This is a genomic window from Herbaspirillum robiniae (assembly GCF_002213415.1).
Lineage (GTDB): Bacteria > Pseudomonadota > Gammaproteobacteria > Burkholderiales > Burkholderiaceae_D > Herbaspirillum > Herbaspirillum robiniae.
In genome coordinates this window covers 1-20,488 of sequence record NZ_NJGU01000022.1, presented here as the reverse complement: position 1 = coordinate 20,488, position 20,488 = coordinate 1, and the positions used below count along the sequence as shown (strand labels likewise).

At 61.3% G+C, this 20,488-nt stretch carries 15 protein-coding genes and 1 tRNA gene; all 16 read left to right on the top strand.

Translation table 11 applies throughout. The features are described from left to right. On the top strand, nt 1-127 hold a 127-nt coding region (locus CEJ42_RS24175; RefSeq protein WP_476729728.1), incomplete at its 5' end, for an EF-Tu C-terminal domain-related protein. A 75-nt stretch (nt 128-202) separates the two neighbouring features. After that, nucleotides 203-278 (top strand) — tRNA-Trp (locus CEJ42_RS24170). Between the two features lie 32 nt (nt 279-310). Further along, nucleotides 311-691 (top strand): preprotein translocase subunit SecE, encoded by a 381-nt coding sequence (secE, locus tag CEJ42_RS24165; RefSeq protein ID WP_088752800.1) that lies wholly within the window; start codon nt 311-313, stop codon nt 689-691. A 1-nt stretch (nt 692) separates the two neighbouring features. Beyond that, nucleotides 693-1,283, top strand: a complete 591-nt coding sequence (gene nusG, locus CEJ42_RS24160) for a transcription termination/antitermination protein NusG (protein WP_079217290.1) — start codon at nt 693-695, stop codon at nt 1,281-1,283. 161 nt (nt 1,284-1,444) lie between these two features. Further along, the gene (rplK, locus tag CEJ42_RS24155; protein ID WP_007875265.1) at nt 1,445-1,876 is read left to right on the top strand and encodes a 50S ribosomal protein L11; all 432 of its coding nucleotides are present in this window, start codon (nt 1,445-1,447) and stop codon (nt 1,874-1,876) included. Then, nucleotides 1,876-2,571, top strand: a complete 696-nt coding sequence (gene rplA / locus CEJ42_RS24150; RefSeq protein ID WP_079217289.1) for a 50S ribosomal protein L1 — start codon at nt 1,876-1,878, stop codon at nt 2,569-2,571. The genes rplK and rplA overlap by 1 nt, the downstream gene beginning before the upstream one ends. A 328-nt stretch (nt 2,572-2,899) precedes the next feature. After that, on the top strand, nt 2,900-3,397 hold the full coding sequence (gene rplJ, locus CEJ42_RS24145; protein WP_079219236.1) for a 50S ribosomal protein L10: 498 nt from the start codon (nt 2,900-2,902) through the stop codon (nt 3,395-3,397). Nucleotides 3,398-3,491: 94 nt separating this feature from the next. Further along, complete coding sequence (gene rplL / locus CEJ42_RS24140; RefSeq protein ID WP_008334117.1) at nt 3,492-3,872, top strand: 50S ribosomal protein L7/L12; 381 nt, start codon at nt 3,492-3,494, stop codon at nt 3,870-3,872. 282 nt (nt 3,873-4,154) lie between these two features. Further along, on the top strand, nt 4,155-8,261 hold the full coding sequence (gene rpoB / locus CEJ42_RS24135; RefSeq protein ID WP_079217288.1) for a DNA-directed RNA polymerase subunit beta: 4,107 nt from the start codon (nt 4,155-4,157) through the stop codon (nt 8,259-8,261). 283 nt (nt 8,262-8,544) lie between these two features. Continuing rightward, the gene (rpoC, locus tag CEJ42_RS24130; RefSeq protein ID WP_079217287.1) at nt 8,545-12,786 is read left to right on the top strand and encodes a DNA-directed RNA polymerase subunit beta'; all 4,242 of its coding nucleotides are present in this window, start codon (nt 8,545-8,547) and stop codon (nt 12,784-12,786) included. A 436-nt stretch (nt 12,787-13,222) separates the two neighbouring features. Continuing rightward, nucleotides 13,223-15,481, top strand: coding sequence for a TonB-dependent hemoglobin/transferrin/lactoferrin family receptor (locus tag CEJ42_RS24125; protein WP_088752799.1), 2,259 nt, complete (start codon nt 13,223-13,225; stop codon nt 15,479-15,481). Nucleotides 15,482-15,558: 77 nt separating this feature from the next. Then, nucleotides 15,559-16,716 carry a hemin-degrading factor gene (locus CEJ42_RS24120; RefSeq protein WP_088752798.1) on the top strand — a complete coding sequence of 386 codons (1,158 nt, stop codon included), beginning with the start codon at nt 15,559-15,561 and terminating at the stop codon, nt 16,714-16,716. Between the two features lie 315 nt (nt 16,717-17,031). After that, nucleotides 17,032-17,415, top strand: coding sequence for a 30S ribosomal protein S12 (gene rpsL / locus CEJ42_RS24115; protein ID WP_079217284.1), 384 nt, complete (start codon nt 17,032-17,034; stop codon nt 17,413-17,415). A 147-nt stretch (nt 17,416-17,562) separates the two neighbouring features. Continuing rightward, a complete protein-coding gene (rpsG, locus tag CEJ42_RS24110) occupies nt 17,563-18,033 on the top strand; it encodes a 30S ribosomal protein S7 (RefSeq protein WP_079217283.1) in 471 nt (156 codons plus the stop codon). Nucleotides 18,034-18,159: 126 nt separating this feature from the next. Then, on the top strand, nt 18,160-20,265 hold the full coding sequence (gene fusA / locus CEJ42_RS24105; protein ID WP_079217282.1) for an elongation factor G: 2,106 nt from the start codon (nt 18,160-18,162) through the stop codon (nt 20,263-20,265). A gap of 89 nt (nt 20,266-20,354) precedes the next feature. Next, nucleotides 20,355-20,488, top strand: a 134-nt coding sequence (locus tag CEJ42_RS24100) for a GTP-binding protein (RefSeq protein WP_243397932.1), incomplete at its 3' end; no start/stop codon positions are given.

Here is a 20,488-nt window from a genome sequence, read left to right as displayed (position 1 = left end):
GGGCGACAACGTGTCGATCACCGTCAAGCTGATCAACCCGATCGCGATGGAAGAAGGCCTGCGTTTCGCTATCCGTGAAGGCGGTCGTACCGTCGGCGCCGGCGTCGTTGCCAAGATCTACGAGTAAGATCAAGCAGTAAAGCATGTTGCCGCGGTGCGAGGTTCGTATCGCGGCATTCGTGTCTCAATCGCGAGTTTTTGTAGGGGCGTAGCTCAATTGGCAGAGCGTCGGTCTCCAAAACCGAAGGTTGGGGGTTCGAGGCCCTCCGCCCCTGCCACCGAATCTGGTGCAGGGTACTGAAAGTAAGCAATGTCTAACCAGCCAGTTCAAACCGTCAACACCTCCAACGACAAGATCAAGATTGCATTGGCAATCGTTGCAGTCGTCGCAGGCGTGGTCGGTTTTTTTGTGTTGTCTGATCAGTCGACCCCGGTGCGCGCTGCCGCCCTGGTCGCCGGTCTGCTCGTGGCTGTCGGTTTTGCCTGGACTTCTGCACAAGGCCGCGGCTTCGTCGGTTTCGCCAAGGAATCCGTGCGCGAAACCAAGAAGGTCGTCTGGCCCACCCGCAAGGAAGCGATGCAGATCACAGCTGTGGTCTTCGCCTTCGTCCTGATCATGGCGATCTTCCTGTGGGGTGCGGACAAGCTGCTCGAATTCCTGTTGTACGACGTAATTTTGGGCTGGAAATAACATGAGCGATAGCACACAAGACAGCGCACCGATTGGTGCGCAAAGCGTTTCAGGCGCCGGAAAAAAGCGCTGGTACGTGGTGCATGCATATTCCGGCATGGAAAAAAGTGTTCAGCGCGCGCTCACCGAGCGCATCACTCGCGCGGGCATGCAAGACCAGTTCGGCCAGATCCTGGTGCCGACTGAAGAAGTCGTGGATATGAAAAACGGTCACAAGTCGGTGACCGAACGCCGTTTCTTCCCGGGCTACGTCCTGGTCGAGATGGAAATGACCGACGAGACCTGGCACTTGGTGAAGAACACCAGCAAGGTCACCGGTTTCATCGGCGGCAAGTCGAATCGCCCGACCCCGCTGCCGCAGCACGAAGTGGATGCGCTGGTCCGCCAGATGCAGGAAGGCGTCGAAAAGCCGCGTCCGAAGGTGCTGTACGAAGTCGGCGAAATGGTGCGCATCAAGGAAGGCCCGTTCACCGATTTCAACGGCAACGTCGAAGAAGTGAACTACGAAAAATCGCGCGTGCGCGTGTCGGTCACCATCTTCGGTCGCGCCACCCCGGTCGAGCTCGAATTCGGCCAGCTGGAAAAAGTCTGATCCCCTCCCGGAATCTCACTCGCAGCGTCAAAGAATAAAGCGCCCGCCGGAGCGCGTCGGACAGGTATCCCCGTTCGGCAGTCCGGCAAATCGAGGAGCCCCACTAGGAAGCCGCAAGGCCGACGAACGGGCGCTAAGACTCAATCAACACAGGAGCCGTCATGGCAAAGAAGATTATTGGTTTTATCAAGCTGCAAGTGCCAGCTGGTAAAGCAAACCCGTCCCCCCCGATCGGTCCGGCGCTGGGTCAGCGCGGTCTGAACATCATGGAATTCTGCAAGGCCTTCAACGCACAAACTCAAGGCGTTGAACCGGGTCTGCCGATTCCGGTCGTGATCACCGCCTTCGCGGACAAGTCCTTCACCTTCGTGATGAAGACTCCGCCGGCAACGATCCTGATCAAGAAGGCCGCCGGCATCCAGAAGGGTTCCGCCAAGCCGCATACCGACAAGGTCGGCAAGATCACCCGCAAGCAAGCGGAAGAGATCGCAACCCAGAAGAAGCCGGACCTGACCGCTGCTGATCTGGAAGCTGCAGTGCGCACCATCGCTGGTTCCGCACGTTCGATGGGCATCACGGTGGAGGGTCTGTAATGGCTAAGGTATCCAAGCGCATGAAGGCATTGAAGGACAAGGTCGATCGTACCAAGGCCTATCCGTTCGATAACGCCGTTTCCCTGATCAAGGAATTCGCCACCGCCAAGTTCAACGAGTCGATCGACGTCGCCGTGCAACTGGGCGTGGACGCCAAGAAGTCCGACCAAGTGGTCCGTGGCTCCGTGGTGCTGCCGGCTGGTACCGGCAAGACCGTTCGCGTGGCCGTGTTCGCCTCCGGCGACAAGGCTGAGGCTGCCAAGGCAGCCGGCGCCGACGTGGTCGGCATGGAAGACCTGGCAGAGCGCGTGAAGGCCGGCGACATGCCGTTCGACATCGTGATCGCTTCGCCGGACACCATGCGTATCGTCGGTACCCTGGGCCAGATCCTGGGCCCCCGCGGCCTGATGCCGAACCCGAAGGTCGGCACCGTGACCCCGGACGTCGCTACCGCCGTCAAGAACGCCAAGGCCGGTCAGGTGCAATACCGTACCGACAAGTCGGGCATCATCCACGCAACCATCGGCCGCAAGTCGTTCTCCGACGCCGATCTGAAGGCCAATCTGCTGGCCCTGATCGACGCCCTGAACAAGGCCAAGCCGGCCACCAGCAAGGGTATCTACCTGCGCAAGATCGCACTGTCGTCCACCATGGGCGCCGGCGTGCGTGTCGACCAGGCTTCCCTGGCTGGCTAAGAAAGAATCAAGTCCCCGTTCTCCGGTTGGAGCGCGGGGCGCATCTTTGGGCTGCAGCGGTTGAAGTCTGGCTGCTGCAGGCAATCAAAGACCGTTGGGCGGACGCCGGTGGCAACAATGCCGGAAGAAGTTAAACAGAGCGCATGCAAATGCAATCGACCCAGCGCAGATGGTGAACCCGAACAAGTTTTGTAGTCTCAGCAGGAAATTGGGCTTTGCCCTATGCTGCAGTGAACTCCTAAACCTCGGACGCCGTGTTCGAACCGGTGTAAGGCAAGCAGGCATCTTCGCCTGTGTGGTCGCCGAGCACTACTTTTGGAGGTTGATCTTGAGTCTCAATCTGAATGACAAGAAGGCCGTCGTCGCCGAAGTTTCCGCGAAAGTTGCAACCGCGCAAACTATCGTCGTGGCCGAATACCGTGGCATCCAGGTTGGTTCCTTGACGCAACTGCGCGCACAAGCGCGTGCCCAAGGCGTGTACCTGCGCGTGTTGAAAAACACGCTGGCTCGTCGCGCTGTCGAAGGCACCCAGTTTGCCGACCTCGCCCCGCAACTGACCGGTCCGCTGATCTACTCGATCTCGGAAGACGCCGTGGCCGCTGCCAAAGTCGTGTCCGACTTTGCCAAGACCAACGACAAGCTGGTTGTGAAGGCAGGTAACTACGCAGGCAAGCAGCTGGATAAGGCTGCCGTGTCCGCGCTGGCAAACATCCCGTCCCGCGAAGTTCTGCTGGCCCAGGTTCTGGGCATGATGCAGGCTCCGGTGTCGGGCTTTGCGCGCGCCTTGGCTGCTCTGGCAGCCAAGAAGGAAGCCGAAGCCGCATGATGCACGGCCGCCATCGGCGGCCAGCTCTGCAGTTTCGACGTTCCGCGTCATTACCAATCTGATGTTATTACCGAAATAAATTTAGGAGTTTCAAATGGCAATTAGCAAAGAAGACATCCTGGAAGCCGTTGGCGCGCTGTCCGTGATGGAACTGAATGACCTGGTCAAGGCATTCGAAGAAAAGTTTGGCGTTTCCGCAGCTGCAATGGCCGCTCCGGCCGCTGGTGGCGCTGCTGGCGGCGGTGCTGCCGCTGCTGAAGAGCAGACCGAGTTCACCGTTGTTCTGGCCGAAGTCGGCGCGAACAAGGTTGGCGTCATTAAGGCAGTCCGCGAAATCACCGGTCTGGGCCTGAAGGAAGCCAAGGATCTGGTCGACGGTGCTCCGAAGCCAGTGAAGGAAGGCATCGCCAAGGCTGACGCCGAAGCTGCCAAGAAGAAGCTGGAAGAAGCTGGCGCCAAGGCCGAACTGAAGTAATTCTCTTGCCTGTTCAGGCGAGTTTATTGCTCCGGAGTCAAAGTGCAGAATCCCTTGAAAAAGGGATTCGGCTTTGGCTCCTTTGTCGTTTCTTATTTTTGTACGTCGTTTTGGTGCGCTGCAACCTTCCAATGCCCGGAATATTAAGCGCGAACGAGGCAAAAAACTAGGGTAGAAACTTGAAGATTTGAGTGCCGGTTTTCCGGGCCTGCATTTCCGGCGGGCCGCGCGGTTTGATCGAATCTTGAACTCTCTATCCTTCCTGTCACTCACGGAGTGTCCATGCACTACTCATTTACTGAGAAGAAGCGCATTCGCAAATCCTTCGCGAAACGCGCAAACGTCCACAACGTTCCGTTCCTGCTCGCGACTCAGATCGAGTCGTACCAGAATTTCCTGCAACCCGAGCGTACCGCTTCGGAGCGCAAGAACGAAGGCCTGCAATCCGCCTTCACCTCGATTTTCCCCATCGTGTCGCACAATGGTTTTGCGCGCCTCGAGTTCCTGTCGTATGTGCTGGGCGCTCCTCCGTTCGATGTCAAGGAATGCCAGCAGCGCGGCCTGACCTTCGCGTCCCCGCTGCGCGCCAAGGTGCGCCTGGTGATCCTGGACCGTGAATCGCCGACCAAGCCGGTCGTCAAGGAAATGAAGGAGCAGGAAGTCTACATGGGCGAACTGCCCCTGATGACCACCACCGGCTCGTTCGTCATCAACGGCACCGAACGCGTGATCGTGTCCCAGCTGCACCGCTCGCCGGGCGTGTTCTTCGAACACGACCGCGGCAAGACGCACTCGTCGGGCAAGCTGCTGTTCTCGGCACGCATCATTCCTTACCGCGGCTCCTGGCTGGACTTCGAATTCGACCCGAAGGACATCCTGTTCTTCCGCGTCGACCGCCGCCGCAAGATGCCGGTCACGATCCTGCTCAAGGCCATCGGCATGACGTCCGAGCAGATCCTGGCGAACTTCTTCGTCTTCGACAACTTCAACCTGCACGCCGACGGCGCCGACATGGAGTTCGTCTCCGAGCGCCTGCGCGGCGAAGTCGCACGCTTCGACATCACCGACAAGTCGGGCAAGGTGATGGTCGCCAAGGACAAGCGCATCAACGCCAAGCACGTGCGCGACATCGAAGCCGCCGGCATCAAGCACATCTCGGTTCCCGAGGACTACCTGCTGGGCCGCGTGCTGGCCAAGAACATCGTCGATCCGGACACCGGCGAAGTCATCGCCAGCGCCAACGACGAGCTGACCGAGGAACTGCTGGCCAAGCTGCGCGAAGCCAACATCGCCGCGATCCAGACCCTGTACACCAACGACCTGGACCAGGGCGGCTACATCTCGCAGACCCTGCGCACCGACGACACCGCCGACAAGACCGCCGCGCGCGTGGCGATCTACCGCATGATGCGTCCTGGCGAACCGCCGACCGAAGAGTCCGTGGAAGCGCTGTTCAACGGCCTGTTCTACAGCGAAGAACGCTACGACCTGTCGGCCGTGGGCCGCATGAAGTTCAACCGTCGCGTCGGTCGCGACGAGCTGACCGGCAAGATGACCCTGTCGGATGAAGACATCCTGGCCGTCATCAAGATCCTGGTCGAGCTGCGCAACGGCCGCGGCGAAGTCGACGACATCGATCACCTGGGCAACCGCCGCGTGCGTTGCGTGGGCGAACTGGCCGAAAACCAGTTCCGCGCAGGCCTGGTGCGTGTCGAGCGCGCCGTCAAGGAACGCCTCGGCCAGGCCGAAGCGGACAACCTGATGCCGCACGACCTGATCAACTCCAAGCCGATCTCGGCCGCTATCCGCGAGTTCTTCGGTTCGTCGCAGCTGTCGCAGTTCATGGACCAGACCAACCCGCTGTCGGAAATCACGCACAAGCGCCGCGTTTCCGCCCTGGGCCCTGGCGGTCTGACCCGCGAACGCGCCGGCTTTGAAGTGCGCGACGTGCACCCGACCCACTACGGCCGCGTGTGCCCGATCGAAACGCCTGAAGGCCCGAACATCGGCCTGATCAACTCGCTGGCGCTGTACGCCCGCCTGAACGAATACGGCTTCCTGGAAACCCCGTACCGCAAGGTCGAAGGCAGCCAGGTGACCAACCAGATCGACTACCTGTCGGCCATCGAAGAAGGTCGTTACGTGATCGCCCAGGCGAACGCGACCATCGATGGTTCCGGCAAGCTGTCCGACGAACTGGTGTCGGCCCGTGAAGCCGGCGAAACCATCCTGGTCTCGCCGGAACGCGTGCAATACATGGACGTGGCCCCGGGCCAGGTGGTGTCGGTGGCAGCCTCGCTGATTCCGTTCCTCGAGCACGATGACGCGAACCGCGCATTGATGGGCGCCAACATGCAGCGTCAGGCCGTGCCTTGCCTGCGTCCGGAAAAGCCGCTGGTCGGCACCGGCATCGAGCGCACCGTGGCAGTCGACTCCGGCACCACCGTGCAGGCGCTGCGTGGCGGTGTGGTCGACTACGTCGATGCAGGCCGTGTGGTGATCCGCGTGAACGACGACGAGGCGCAAGCCGGTGAAGTCGGCGTGGACATCTACAACCTGATCAAGTACACCCGTTCCAACCAGAACACCAACATCAACCAGCGTCCGATCGTGAAGGTCGGCGACCGCGTCGCCAAGCACGACGTCATCGCCGACGGCGCATCGACCGACCTGGGCGAACTGGCCCTGGGTCAGAACATGCTGGTGGCCTTCATGCCGTGGAACGGCTACAACTTCGAAGACTCGATCCTGATCTCCGAAAAGGTTGTGGCAGATGACCGCTACACCTCGATCCACATCGAAGAACTGTCGGTGGTGGCGCGTGACACCAAGCTGGGCGCGGAAGAAATCACCCGCGACATCTCGAACCTGGCCGAGAACCAACTGGCTCGCCTGGACGAGTCCGGCATCACCTACATCGGCGCTGAAGTCGAAGCAGGCGATACCCTGGTCGGTAAGGTCACCCCGAAGGGCGAGACCCAGCTGACGCCGGAAGAGAAGCTGCTGCGCGCGATCTTCGGCGAAAAGGCTTCGGATGTTAAGGACACCTCGCTGCGCGTGCCTTCGGGCATGGTCGGCACCGTCATCGACGTGCAGGTGTTCACCCGCGAAGGCATCCAGCGCGACAAGCGCGCCCAGCAGATCATCGACGATGAACTCAAGCGCTACCGCCTGGACCTGAACGACCAGCTGCGTATCGTGGAAGGCGACGCCTTCCAGCGTCTGGAACGCCTGCTGATCGGCAAGGTCGCCAACGGCGGCCCGAAGAAGCTGGTCAAGGGCACCAAGCTGGACAAGGCTTACCTGGACGACCTGGACAAGTACCACTGGTTCGACATCCGTCCGGCCGACGACGACATGGCCAACGCCCTGGAAGCGATCAAGGAATCGATCGCCGAGAAGCGTCACCAGTTCGACCTGGCCTTCGAAGAGAAGCGCAAGAAGCTGACCCAGGGCGACGAATTGCCGCCGGGCGTGCAAAAGATGGTCAAGGTCTACCTGGCCGTGAAGCGTCGCCTGCAGCCTGGCGACAAGATGGCGGGCCGTCACGGTAACAAGGGTGTGGTTTCCCGCATCCTGCCGATCGAAGACATGCCGCACATGGCCGACGGTACTCCGGCCGACATCGTGCTGAACCCGCTGGGCGTGCCCTCGCGTATGAACGTCGGCCAGGTGCTGGAAGTTCACCTGGGCTGGGCAGCCAAGGGCCTGGGCCTGCGCCTGGGCGAGATGGTGCAGGCGCAAGCCAAGGTCGCGGAACTGCGCAAGTTCCTGACCACCATCTACAACGAGTCGGGCAAGCAGGAAGAGCTGGACAAGTTCAGCGACGACGAGATCGTCGAGCTGGTGGCCAACCTGAAGAAGGGCGTTCCGTTCGCAACTCCGGTGTTCGACGGCGCGCACGAAAAGGAAACCCGCCGCATGCTGGACCTGGCGTACCCGGATCCGATCGCCAAGCAGCTGGGCATGACCCCGTCGAAGAACCAGGTCACCATGTATGACGGCCGTACCGGCGAAGCTTTCGAGCGCACCGTGACTGTCGGCTACATGCACTACCTGAAGCTGCACCACTTGGTCGACGACAAGATGCACGCACGCTCCACCGGCCCGTACTCGCTGGTGACCCAGCAGCCGCTGGGCGGCAAGGCGCAGTTCGGCGGCCAGCGTTTCGGCGAAATGGAAGTCTGGGCGCTGGAAGCTTACGGCGCATCGTACGTCCTGCAGGAAATGCTGACCGTGAAGTCCGACGACGTGAACGGCCGTACCAAGGTTTACGAGAACCTGGTCAAGGGCGATCACGTGATCGACGCCGGCATGCCGGAATCCTTCAACGTGCTGGTGAAGGAAATCCGCTCGCTGGGTATCGACATCGACCTGGAACGCGAATGATGTAACAGGGGATGCATGGCGCCACGCCGTGCATCCCCGTCGGCGCTTTGCATGGCCGGCGAAACACAAGAATTCAAGAAGTCAAAGCAGTAGAGTCGCCGGCGCTATATCGCAAGTGTTGCATATACGCCGGTTATTCATTAGGCCGGGGAGGTCTGTCCCGGTACCGTGCGGAACCGCAAGGCAATGGCCTTGACGGCTCTCCCGCCGGTGCGAACAGGGTTCAGCAGGGTGAACCGGCCCACACGTAAATTTAGTTTTTTCACGCCAACTGGAGTGATACATGAAAGCACTGCTCGATCTATTCAAGCAAGTCCAGCAAAACGAACAATTCGACGCGATCAAGATCGGTCTGGCCTCGCCGGACAAGATCCGCTCGTGGTCCTTCGGCGAAGTCAAGAAGCCGGAAACCATCAACTACCGTACCTTCAAGCCTGAGCGCGATGGCCTGTTCTGCGCCAAGATCTTTGGCCCGATCAAGGACTACGAATGCCTGTGCGGCAAGTACAAGCGCCTGAAGCACCGCGGTGTGATCTGCGAGAAGTGCGGCGTTGAAGTCACCCTGGCCAAGGTGCGCCGCGAGCGCATGGGCCACATCGAGCTGGCCTCGCCGACCGCCCACATCTGGTTCCTGAAGTCGCTGCCCTCCCGCCTGGGCATGGTGCTGGACATGACCCTGCGCGACATCGAGCGCGTGCTGTACTTCGAAGCCTACGTCGTGACCGATCCCGGCATGACCCCGCTGAAGAAGTGCCAGATCATGTCCGAAGACGACTACGCCGCCAAGTACGAAGAGTACGGCGACGACTTCGTCGCGTTCATGGGCGCCGAAGGTATCCGCGAACTGCTGCGCTCGATCGATATCGACCGCGACGCGGAAACCCTGCGCCAGGAACTCAAGGAATCCAAGTCCGAAGCCAAGATCAAGAAGTACGCCAAGCGCCTGAAGGTGCTGGAGGCGTTCCAGCGCTCGGGCATCAAGCCCGACTGGATGATCATGGAAGTGCTGCCGGTGCTGCCGCCGGAACTGCGTCCGCTGGTGCCGCTGGACGGCGGCCGCTTCGCGACCTCCGACTTGAATGACCTGTATCGCCGCGTCATTAACCGTAACAATCGTCTGAAGCGTCTGATGGAGCTGCGTGCTCCGGAGATCATCACGCGCAACGAAAAGCGCATGCTGCAGGAAGCGGTTGACTCGCTGCTGGACAACGGCCGTCGCGGCAAGGCGATGACCGGCGCCAACAAGCGTCCGCTGAAGTCGCTGGCTGAAATGATCAAGGGTAAGGGCGGCCGTTTCCGTCAAAACCTGCTGGGCAAGCGCGTCGACTACTCGGGCCGTTCGGTCATCGTGGTGGGTCCGCAGCTGAAGCTGCACCAGTGCGGTCTGCCCAAGCTGATGGCGCTGGAGCTGTTCAAGCCCTTCATCTTCAACAAGCTGGAACTGATGGGTCTGTCGACCACCATCAAGGCCGCCAAGAAGCTGGTGGAAGCGCAAGAGCCGGTGGTCTGGGACATCCTGGAAGAAGTCATCCGCGAACACCCGGTCATGCTGAACCGCGCGCCGACCCTGCACCGTCTGGGCATCCAGGCGTTCGAGCCGGTCCTGATCGAAGGCAAGGCGATCCAGCTGCACCCGCTGGTTTGCGCGGCGTTCAACGCCGACTTCGACGGCGACCAGATGGCCGTTCACGTGCCGCTGTCGATCGAAGCGCAGATGGAAGCCCGCACCCTGATGCTGGCCTCCAACAACATCCTGTTCCCGTCCAACGGCGAACCGTCGATCGTGCCGTCCCAGGATATCGTGCTGGGTCTGTACTACGCCACCCGTGAAGCCATCAACGGCAAGAACGAAGGCATGCTGTTCCCGGACGTGTCGGAAGTCATCCGCGCGTACGACAACAAGGAAGTCGAGCTGGCTACCCGCGTGACCGTGCGTATCGTCGAGAACCCGAAGGATCCGGTTACCGGCGAATTCGTGCGTACCGTCAAGCGTTACGAAACCACGGTGGGTCGTGCCATCCTGTCCGAAATTCTGCCGAAGGGTCTGCCTTTCTCGGTGCTGAACCGCGCACTGAAGAAGAAGGAAATCTCGAAGCTGATCAACACCTCGTTCCGCAAGTGCGGTCTGCGCGCCACCGTGGTGTTCGCCGACCAGCTGATGCAGTCGGGCTTCCGCCTGGCGACCCGCGCCGGTATCTCGATCTGCGTGGACGACATGCTGGTGCCGCCGCAAAAGGCCACCCTGATCGCGGCTGCCGAATCGGAAGTCAAGCAGATCGAACAGCAGTACGCCTCCGGTCTGGTGACCGCCGGCGAGCGCTACAACAAGGTGGTGGACATCTGGGGCAAGGCCGGCGACGAAGTCGGCAAGGCCATGATGGACCAGCTGAAGGTGGAAGACGTCGTCACCCGCGAAGGCAAGAAGACCACTCAGGAATCGTTCAACGCGATTTACATGATGGCCGACTCCGGCGCCCGTGGTTCGGCAGCGCAGATTCGCCAGCTGGCCGGTATGCGCGGCCTGATGGCCAAGCCTGACGGCTCCATCATCGAAACGCCGATTACCGCGAACTTCCGCGAAGGCCTGAACGTTCTGCAGTACTTCATCTCGACGCACGGCGCCCGTAAGGGTCTGGCCGACACCGCGCTGAAGACCGCGAACTCCGGTTACCTGACCCGTCGTCTGGTCGACGTGACCCAGGATCTGGTGGTGATCGAGGACGATTGCGGCACCTCCAACGGCGCGGCCATGAAGGCCCTGGTCGAAGGCGGTGAAGTCATCGAAGCGCTGCGCGACCGTATCCTCGGCCGCGTCGCCGCGACCGACATCGTCAATCCGGAAGACCAGGCTACGCTGTACGAAGCCGGCACCCTGATGGACGAAGACAAGGTCGAAGAGATCGAGCGTCTGGGCATCGACGAAGTGAAGGTTCGCACCCCGCTGACCTGCGATACGCGCTACGGCCTGTGCGCCAAGTGCTACGGCCGCGACCTGGGCCGCGGCCTGCTGGTCAACTCCGGCGAAGCAGTCGGTGTGGTCGCCGCGCAGTCGATCGGCGAACCGGGTACCCAGCTGACCATGCGTACCTTCCACATCGGTGGCGCGGCATCGCGTGCAGCTGTGGCATCGTCGGTGGAAGCCAAGTCCAACGGTATCGTCCGCTTCACCGCGACCATGCGTTACGTCACCAACGGCAAGGGCGAGCAGATCGTCATTTCCCGTTCCGGCGAAGTGCTGATCACCGACGACCTGGGCCGTGAGCGCGAGCGTCACAAAGTGCCGTACGGCGCGACCCTGATCGTCAAGGATGGCCTGACCATCAAGGCCGGCACCGCACTGGCAACCTGGGATCCGCTGACCCGTCCGATCATCACCGAGTACTCCGGTACCGTGAAGTTCGAAAACGTGGAAGAAGGCGCCACTGTCGCCAAGCAGATCGACGAAGTGACCGGTCTGTCGACCCTGGTGGTCATCGACGCCAAGCGTCGCGGTCCGTCGTCCAAGGTGCTGCGTCCGCAGGTCAAGCTGTTGAACGAAGCAGGCGAAGAAGTGAAGATCGCCGGCACCGAACACTCGGTGACCATCGGCTTCCAGGTCGGCGCGCTGATTACCGTCAAGGACGGCCAGCAAGTGCATGTGGGTGAAGTGCTGGCACGTATCCCGACCGAATCGCAGAAGACCCGTGACATTACCGGCGGTCTGCCGCGCGTGGCCGAACTGTTCGAAGCACGCTCGCCGAAGGACGCCGGCATGCTGGCCGAAGTCACCGGTACCGTTGCCTTCGGCAAGGAAACCAAGGGCAAGCAGCGTCTGGAAATCACCGACATGGAAGGCACCAAGCACGAGTTCCTGATCACCAAGGACAAGCAGGTGCTGGTGCACGACGGCCAGGTGGTGAACAAGGGCGAAATGATCGTGGACGGCCCGGCCGATCCGCAGGACATCCTGCGCCTCCTGGGTATCGAAGCGCTGGCGCGTTACATCGTCGACGAAGTGCAGGACGTGTACCGTCTGCAGGGCGTGAAGATCAACGACAAGCACATCGAAGTGATCGTGCGCCAGATGCTGCGCCGCGTGCAAGTGGTGGAGCCGGGCGACACCAACTACATCACCGGTGAGCAGGTCGAGCGTTCGGAACTGCTGGACGAGAACGATCGCGTGACCGCCGAAGGCAAGCTGCCGGCGACCTACGAGAACGTCCTGCTGGGTATTACCAAGGCATCGCTGTCGACCGACTCGTTCATCTCGGCCGCATCGTTCCAGGAAACCACCCGCGTGCTGACCGAAGCTGCGATCATGGGCAAGAAGGACGGCCTGCGCGGCCTGAAGGAAAACGTGATCGTCGGCCGCCTGATCCCGGCCGGTACCGGTCTCGCGTTCCACCGCGCCCGCAAGGAGAAGGACGCATGGGAAGCCGAAGAGCGCGCAGCACTGCTCGAAGCCGAACGTGCATCCCATTCGGATGTGGCCGGCGAGGAAATCTCCTCGACCGAAGCGATCGGCGGCGGCGAAGGCGAAGCCTGAGTTGTCCGCTGAGGCGGCCTGAAGTCAGGGCCGCTTCGCATTGAGCGCCAAGCAAGATGAAACGGCGCCGGAAGAAATTCCGGCGCCGTTTTTTTTCAGCCGCCGGGAAGGGCACCCTTATCTGTTGCGCCGTATATCCGACATAGGATTGAAACGCGATTTTGAGATTGTCTAATGCTGAGCAATCTCCTAAAATACTCAAATAATAATTATTCTCATCTGAGTTTTTCTGAAAAATAATTATCAAGTTCCGCTCCTGCTGCCACATGCGCACCGCTCCCATCGGGGGATAGGGGCACGCAGGCAACAGCCGGCGCCGCACATGGCGGCCGCGCAGGGCGGTTTAAATCTCGAGGTAGCCAGCCGACGCTAGTAACCGAACCAACTGAAGGGGTGGTTACCAGTGTCTCCATGCAAATCGACATTTGCAGCGGCCATGCTATTGGCGCTGCAGCAGTGGCCTTGCGCGAACGCTTTCGCGCAGACGGCCGATGAATCCATCAATCTCGCCCAGGTCGCCGATACCGGCGGCAGAAGCGCGGCAAAATCCGACGGCAAGCGCCTGCAGGACGTGGTGGTCACGGCCAACCGTTCGGGCAGCACCGACCTCGACCACGCGGCCGCCACCGTCTCGGTGATCACCGCCGAGGACATCGAGGAACACAACGCCAAGGATATCAAGGACGCGCTGCGCTATGAGCCGGGCGTGGAGGTGCGCCGCAACGTCTACCGCATGTCCGGCATCACCGGCGCCACCGCCACCACCGGTCGCGGCGGCAATGAAGGCATCACCATCCGCGGCCTGGACGGCAACCGCGTGCTGATGCTGGAAGACGGCATCGCCATGCCGCGCGCCTTCAGCCAGGGCGTGGCCAGCGTGGGGCGCGGCGCCTATACCGACACCGAGCTCTACCAGCGCATCGAAGTGCTGCGCGGCCCGGCCTCTTCGCTGTACGGCAGCGACGGCATGACCGGCGCGGTCAACTTCATCACCAAGGATCCGCAGGACCTGCTCAATGTGTTCGGCAAGAGCACCTACTTCGGCTTCAAGCCTTCCTACGATTCGGTGGACCGCAGCTATGGCGGCACCGCCAGCGCCGCCTGGGGCGGCGACCAGTGGCAGGGCATGCTGGTGCTCAATGCGCGCCACGGCAAGGAGGCCGACAACAAGGGCAGCAACGACACCACCGGCACCGCGCGCACCACGCCCGATCCGATGAGCTACACCAACCGTTCGGCGCTGGGCAAGCTGGTGTTCAAGCCCAACGGCATGGATACCTTCAAGCTGACGCTGGAGACCACCGAACAGCGCAACAGCGGGAACGGCCTGTCGGCGCTGTCGAGCGTCATCAACAACTACTACACCAGCAGCGACGCCAAGAGCAATCGCGCGATCCTGGCCTATGAGCACGCCGATCCCGATGGCGCATGGCTGCAGAAATTCAAGGCCAACCTCTACTATCGCGACGCCGACACCGACCAGTACACCTATGAGGGCGGCGTCACCGTCGGCGCCACGGTACGCCCGCGCTTTCGCCAGGTGTCGTACAGCGACCAGGTCATCGGCGGCGGCGTGCTGGCCGAGAGCAATTTCGGCCCGGCCTCCTTCCGCCACAAGCTGGTCTACGGCCTGGACCTGAGCCTGTCGACGCTGAAGGTCAACGCCAACGGCACCGGCTGGACCACCTGCACCGGCACGCAGTACTGCGAGTACTTCCCCAAGACCGAGTACACCTCCGTGGGCGCCTACGTGCAGGATGAAATGCGCACCGGCGCGCTGACCACCATCGCCGGCCTGCGCTACGACGCCTATGACCTCAAGCCCAAGGCCAGCGCCAAGTACGATGCGCAAGCCATCGCCAGCGGCCAGCCGGCGGCCGAGAGCAAAGACAGCGCCTTCTCCCCGCGCCTGGCCTTCCTGTACGAGGTGACGCCGGCGTTCATCCCCTACGTGCAATATGCGCGCGGTTTCCGCTCGCCGTCGCCGCAGGAGGTCAACTCCTTCTTCAACAACACGGTCTACAAGCAGATCTCCAATCCTGACCTCAAGCCCGAGACCAGCAACACCTTCGAGGTCGGCTTGCGCGGCAAGCTGTCGACGGGCGCAAGCGCCGTGCGCTACAGCGCGGCCGCGTACAAGGGCAACTACCGCAACTTCATCGACCTGGTGACGGTGGGCGGCAACCTGACGGCCGCCAACCCGACCATCTACCAGTACCGCAACGCCTACAAGGCCGAGATCCACGGCTTCGAAGGGCGCCTGGACTGGCAGCTCGACAATGCCTGGACGGTCAAGGGCGGCTTCGCGTGGACCAAGGGCACGACCACCGTCAACGGCGTCGAGCAGGGGCTGGAATCGGTGGCGCCGCTGTCGGTCGTGACCGGCGTGCGCTACGAGCCGAACAAGGTCTGGTTCATGCAGACCGACATGGTCTACAACGCCGCGAAGAAGAAGGAAGACATTCCGACGTCCACCAACTTCGTCTCGCCGTCCTTCTTCGTCATGGACCTCTCCGGCGGCTACCGCTTCAACAAGAACATGATCCTGTACGCCGGCATCCGCAACCTGTTCGACAAGAAGTACTGGAGCTGGACCGACATCCGCGGCCTGTCGCTGGCCGACAGCGCCGTCAACAAGGATGCCTACACCGAGCCCGGCCGCAGCTTCAACGTCAGCATGAAGTTCGAATACTGATCCCCGCCCGCTGCGTATCCGCGCCGGCGGCCACGCGGCGGGCTTTAATGCAATGCCATGACCTGAAAGGACTCCGAATGAATCATCACAATCGCAAGAGCAGGACGCTGCGCACGGGCGCAGGCGCCATCGCCCTGGCAGCCGCCCTGCTGGCGGCGGGCTGCGCCACGCAACAACCGCTGGCCGAGCGCTGGGCGCAACTGCGCGTCGAGCAGCCCAAGACCCATCCGCGCGACGCCGCGCAGAAGCTGGGCGTGTCCGAAGCGCAACTGGTGGCCACCGACGTCGGCCGCCAGGCGGTGCGGCTGAACGACGGCGAGCAGAATTTCAAGGCGATCTTCGAGCGCCTGCCCGAGCTGGGCCGCATCAAGGCCATCACCCGCAACGACAACGTGGTGCTGGAGCGCTCCGGCGCCGTCACCCCGCCGCGCCGCGACGCCGAAGGCCGCGTGACCCCCGGCACCGGCTTCGCCGGCGGCCCCATCGACCTGCGTTTCTCCACCGCCCAGTGGGGCAGCGCCTTTGCCGTGGTGCAGCCCGGTCGCGGCGGCAAGACCAGCCGTAGCCTGCAGTTCTTTGATCGCTACGGCGACGCCGTGCACAAGGTCTATCTCGACAATGACGAACACATCGCCGCCTTCGACAAGCTGGTGGCCGACTTCAGGATGGCCGAACAGCGCACCGAGCTGAAGGTCGAGCCGGCCCCCGCGCCCGGCCCGGTGGTGGCCAACGCCAAACCGTCGGAAGAGGACATCAAGGAGCTGCGCCTGTCCTGGCATGAGCTGACCGACGTGCACCAGTTTCCGCGCCTGCTGCGCGACCTCAAGCTCACCCGCGAACAGGCCCTGCAGCTGATCGGCGGCGATTCGGCCTGGCGCATCCAGCCGCAGGCGGCGCAGGCGCTGATCGAAGATGCGCGCAGCCGCAAGCAGCCCATCATGGTGTTCGTCAGCAGTCGCGGCATGACCCAGATCTACAGCGGCCCGGTCGACAAGACCTCGACCTCCGGCGAGTGGTACAACGTGCTCGATCCCGACTTCAACCTGCACCTGCGGCAGGCGGCGGTCGACCACGGCTGGGTGGTGCGCCGCCCGACCGATCACGGCATCGTGACCTCGGTCGAGTTCTACGACGCCCGCGGCAACATGATCGTCAACTTCTTCTCGCGCCGCGACCGCGGACAGGAAGAAACGACGTTGTGGCGCAGCATCGTCGGCGCCTTGCCGCGCGGCTGAAGATTGAACGAAAGAAATGTTGTTCGTCTGATAGTGTGATAATCGTCGCAAATCGGCCTCAAACGGGCCGATTCCGCCCCAAAAGCCCGGTCCAGGTTGACCGGGCTGTCTTTCAGGCATATACTCGCGAGTTCTCGAATTTAGGCTCGCCCGGGCTTATGCGTTCTTTGGTCTGATTTTCGCTTCTGCGACGCTTACCTCCCTTCCGGTCTTAAATCCGAAACGCGCTGTTTCTCGCGTGAAAGTTTCCCGTGTGGTTCCGGGCAACCGTTTCCGGAACCTGTTTTCAATGTTGTACTTTGTTGGATTAAAACGATGCCAACCATCAATCAACTGATTAGCAACCCACGCGTCCGTGCGACCGTGAAGAGCAAATCGCCGGCGCTGGAAAACAGCCCGCAAAAGCGCGGTGTCTGCACCCGTGTCTACACCACCACCCCGAAGAAGCCGAACTCCGCGCTGCGTAAGGTCGCCAAGGTGCGCCTGACCAACGGTTTCGAAGTGATTTCGTACATCGGCGGTGAAGGCCACAACCTGCAGGAACACAGCGTCGTGCTGATCCGCGGCGGCCGTGTCAAGGACTTGCCGGGTGTGCGTTACCACATGGTTCGCGGTGCACTGGATACCCAGGGCGTCAAGGATCGTAAGCAAGCTCGCTCGAAGTACGGTGCCAAGCGCGCCAAGGCAGCGAAGAAGTAATAATTGGTCTTTATCATGGCGCTTGTCGCCTGGTAAAAGTGTCGGTCCAGATGGGCCGAGTAAGTGGAAGCCATGATGGCTCTCCGCGAGTGCAGGCGATGTTGAATCAGGGTTCGCCCACTCAACTGAAGATTGAAAGGAATCGAAATGCCACGTCGTCGTGAAGTCCCCAAGCGGGAAATTCTGCCGGATCCGAAGTTCGGCAATGTTGATGTTGCCAAGTTTGTTAACGTTCTGATGCTGTCGGGCAAGAAGTCCGTCGCCGAGAACATCATCTATGGCGCGTTCGACCATATCCAGCAAAAGTCCGGCAAGGACCCGCTGGAAGTGTTCGCAGCCGCTCTGGCGAACTGCAAGCCGATGGTTGAAGTGAAGTCCCGCCGTGTCGGCGGCGCCAACTACCAGGTGCCCGTCGAAGTGCGTCCGGTCCGTCGTATGGCGCTGTCCATGCGTTGGCTGCGTGAAGCCGCCAACAAGCGCAGCGAGAAGTCCATGCCGCAGCGTCTGGGCGGTGAGCTGATGGAAGCCGCCGAAGGCCGTGGCGGTGCAATGAAGAAGCGTGACGAAGTGCACCGTATGGCAGAAGCGAACAAGGCGTTCTCGCACTTCCGCTTCTAACAAAGACAGGGTGAGGATCCCGTCGCATCGGCAGGATCCTTGTCTATATCTGAATTGGTTCGAGCCGAGCGTTTATTTGAAAAAATTGACGCTCGGTTTCGTGCATTAAAGACTTAGGAATAAATCATGGCTCGCAAGACCCCCATTGAGCGCTACCGCAACATCGGTATCTCCGCTCACATCGATGCAGGCAAGACCACCACGACCGAGCGCGTCCTGTTCTACACGGGCGTGAACCACAAGATCGGTGAAGTGCACGATGGCGCCGCCACCATGGACTGGATGGAGCAAGAGCAAGAGCGTGGCATCACCATCACCTCGGCTGCTACCACCTGCTACTGGAAGGGCATGGCCAACAACTTCCCGGCCCACCACATCAACATCATCGATACCCCGGGCCACGTTGACTTCACCATTGAAGTGGAACGTTCGATGCGCGTTCTGGACGGCGCCTGCATGGTTTACTGTGCAGTGGGCGGCGTGCAGCCGCAGTCCGAAACCGTGTGGCGTCAGGCCAACAAGTACAAGGTTCCCCGTCTGGCGTTCGTCAACAAGATGGACCGTACCGGCGCGAACTTCTTCAAGGTCTATGAGCAAATGCGTGCTCGCCTGAAGGCCAACCCGATCCCGATGCAAGTGCCTATCGGCGCCGAAGAAAACTTCGAAGGCGTGATCGACCTGGTCAAGATGCGCGCGATCTACTGGGACGACGCTTCCCAGGGCATGAAGTTCGACTACCGCGACATCCCGGAAGGCCTGAAGGAAGAAGCGCAGAAGTGGCGTGAAAACCTGGTCGAAACCGCCGCTGAAGCGTCGGAAGACCTGATGAACAAGTACCTGGAAGAAGGCGACCTGACCGAAGCCGAAATCAAGGGCGCAATTCGTCAACGCACCATCTCCGGCGAAATCGTCCCGATGATGTGCGGCACCGCCTTCAAGAACAAGGGCGTGCAAGCGATGCTGGACGGCGTGATCGAATACCTGCCGTCGCCGGTCGACATTCCCCCGGTTCCGGGCGTGAACGACGACGAAGAGCCGGTCGTGCGCGAAGCCAAGGACGACGAGAAGTTCTCCGCCCTGGCCTTCAAGATCGCCACCGACCCGTTCGTTGGCCAGCTGTGCTTCATCCGCTGCTACTCGGGCACCCTGAACTCGGGCGACACCGTGCTGAACTCGGTGAAGTCGAAGAAGGAACGTATCGGCCGTATCGTGCAGATGCACGCCAACCAGCGTGAAGAAATCAAGGAAATGCTGGCAGGCGACATCGCCGCCGTCGTTGGCCTGAAGGACACCACCACCGGCGACACCCTGTGCGACGACAAGGCACCCGTGGTGCTGGAGCGCATGGTCTTCCCCGAGCCCGTGATCTCGCAGGCCGTCGAGCCGAAGACCAAGGCCGACCAGGAAAAGATGGGCCTGGCCCTGAACCGCCTGGCAGCTGAAGACCCGTCGTTCCGCGTGCGTACCGACGAAGAATCCGGCCAGACCATCATCGCCGGTATGGGCGAGCTGCACCTGGACATCATCGTCGACCGCATGAAGCGCGAATTCGGCGTTGAAGCCACCGTCGGCAAGCCGCAGGTTGCCTACCGCGAAACCATCCGCAAGGCCTGCGAAGAGTCCGAAGGCAAGTTCGTCAAGCAGTCGGGCGGCCGCGGTCAGTACGGTCACGTGGTGCTGAAGATCGAACCGCAAGAAGCCGGCAAGGGCTTCGAGTTCGTCGACGCGATCAAGGGCGGTACCGTTCCTCGCGAATTCATCCCGGCAGTTGAAAAGGGTGTTCGCGAAACCCTGAACACCGGCGTGCTGGCCGGCTACCCGGTGGTCGACGTCAAGGTCACCCTGTTCTTCGGTTCGTACCACGACGTGGACTCGAACGAAAACGCGTTCCGCATGGCCGGTTCGATGGCGTTCAAGGACGGTTGCCGTCGCGCCAGCCCGGTCATTCTGGAGCCGATGATGGCTGTGGAAGTGGAAACCCCGGAAGACTACGCCGGTACCGTGATGGGCGACCTGTCGTCCCGCCGCGGTATGGTGCAAGGCATGGATGAAATCGCCGGCGGTGGCGGCAAGATCATCAAGGCCGAAGTGCCTCTGTCGGAAATGTTTGGTTACTCGACCACGCTGCGTTCGGCTACTCAAGGCCGCGCAACTTACTCGATGGAATTCAAGCACTACTCCGAAGCGCCCAAGAACGTGATCGACGCGATCGTCACTTCGAAGGCCAAGTAAGTCTTGCGATGAAATACGGTCCGCCCCGTGTGGGGCGGGCTGAAATTTAGTTGATATTGAACAAATCGTTCTTTTGAAGGATAGAGAAAATGGCAAAAGGTAAATTCGAACGGACCAAGCCGCACGTGAACGTGGGCACCATTGGCCACGTTGACCACGGCAAGACCACGCTGACCGCAGCGATCGCAACCGTTCTGTCGAAGAAGTTCGGCGGCGAAGCAAA

Excerpts from the sequence above, each read along its gene's own strand:
- CEJ42_RS24120 (WP_088752798.1), top strand. The coding sequence starts at position 15,559 with ATGAATCATCACAATCGCAAGAGCAGGACGCTGCGCACGGGCGCAGGC.
- nusG (WP_079217290.1), top strand. The coding sequence starts at position 693 with ATGAGCGATAGCACACAAGACAGCGCACCGATTGGTGCGCAAAGCGTT.
- rpsL (WP_079217284.1), top strand. The coding sequence starts at position 17,032 with ATGCCAACCATCAATCAACTGATTAGCAACCCACGCGTCCGTGCGACC.
- rpsG (WP_079217283.1), top strand. The coding sequence starts at position 17,563 with ATGCCACGTCGTCGTGAAGTCCCCAAGCGGGAAATTCTGCCGGATCCG.
- rplL (WP_008334117.1), top strand. The coding sequence starts at position 3,492 with ATGGCAATTAGCAAAGAAGACATCCTGGAAGCCGTTGGCGCGCTGTCC.
- rplK (WP_007875265.1), top strand. The coding sequence starts at position 1,445 with ATGGCAAAGAAGATTATTGGTTTTATCAAGCTGCAAGTGCCAGCTGGT.
- CEJ42_RS24125 (WP_088752799.1), top strand. The coding sequence starts at position 13,223 with ATGCTATTGGCGCTGCAGCAGTGGCCTTGCGCGAACGCTTTCGCGCAG.
- rplA (WP_079217289.1), top strand. The coding sequence starts at position 1,876 with ATGGCTAAGGTATCCAAGCGCATGAAGGCATTGAAGGACAAGGTCGAT.
- rpoB (WP_079217288.1), top strand. The coding sequence starts at position 4,155 with ATGCACTACTCATTTACTGAGAAGAAGCGCATTCGCAAATCCTTCGCG.
- secE (WP_088752800.1), top strand. The coding sequence starts at position 311 with ATGTCTAACCAGCCAGTTCAAACCGTCAACACCTCCAACGACAAGATC.
- fusA (WP_079217282.1), top strand. The coding sequence starts at position 18,160 with ATGGCTCGCAAGACCCCCATTGAGCGCTACCGCAACATCGGTATCTCC.
- rpoC (WP_079217287.1), top strand. The coding sequence starts at position 8,545 with ATGAAAGCACTGCTCGATCTATTCAAGCAAGTCCAGCAAAACGAACAA.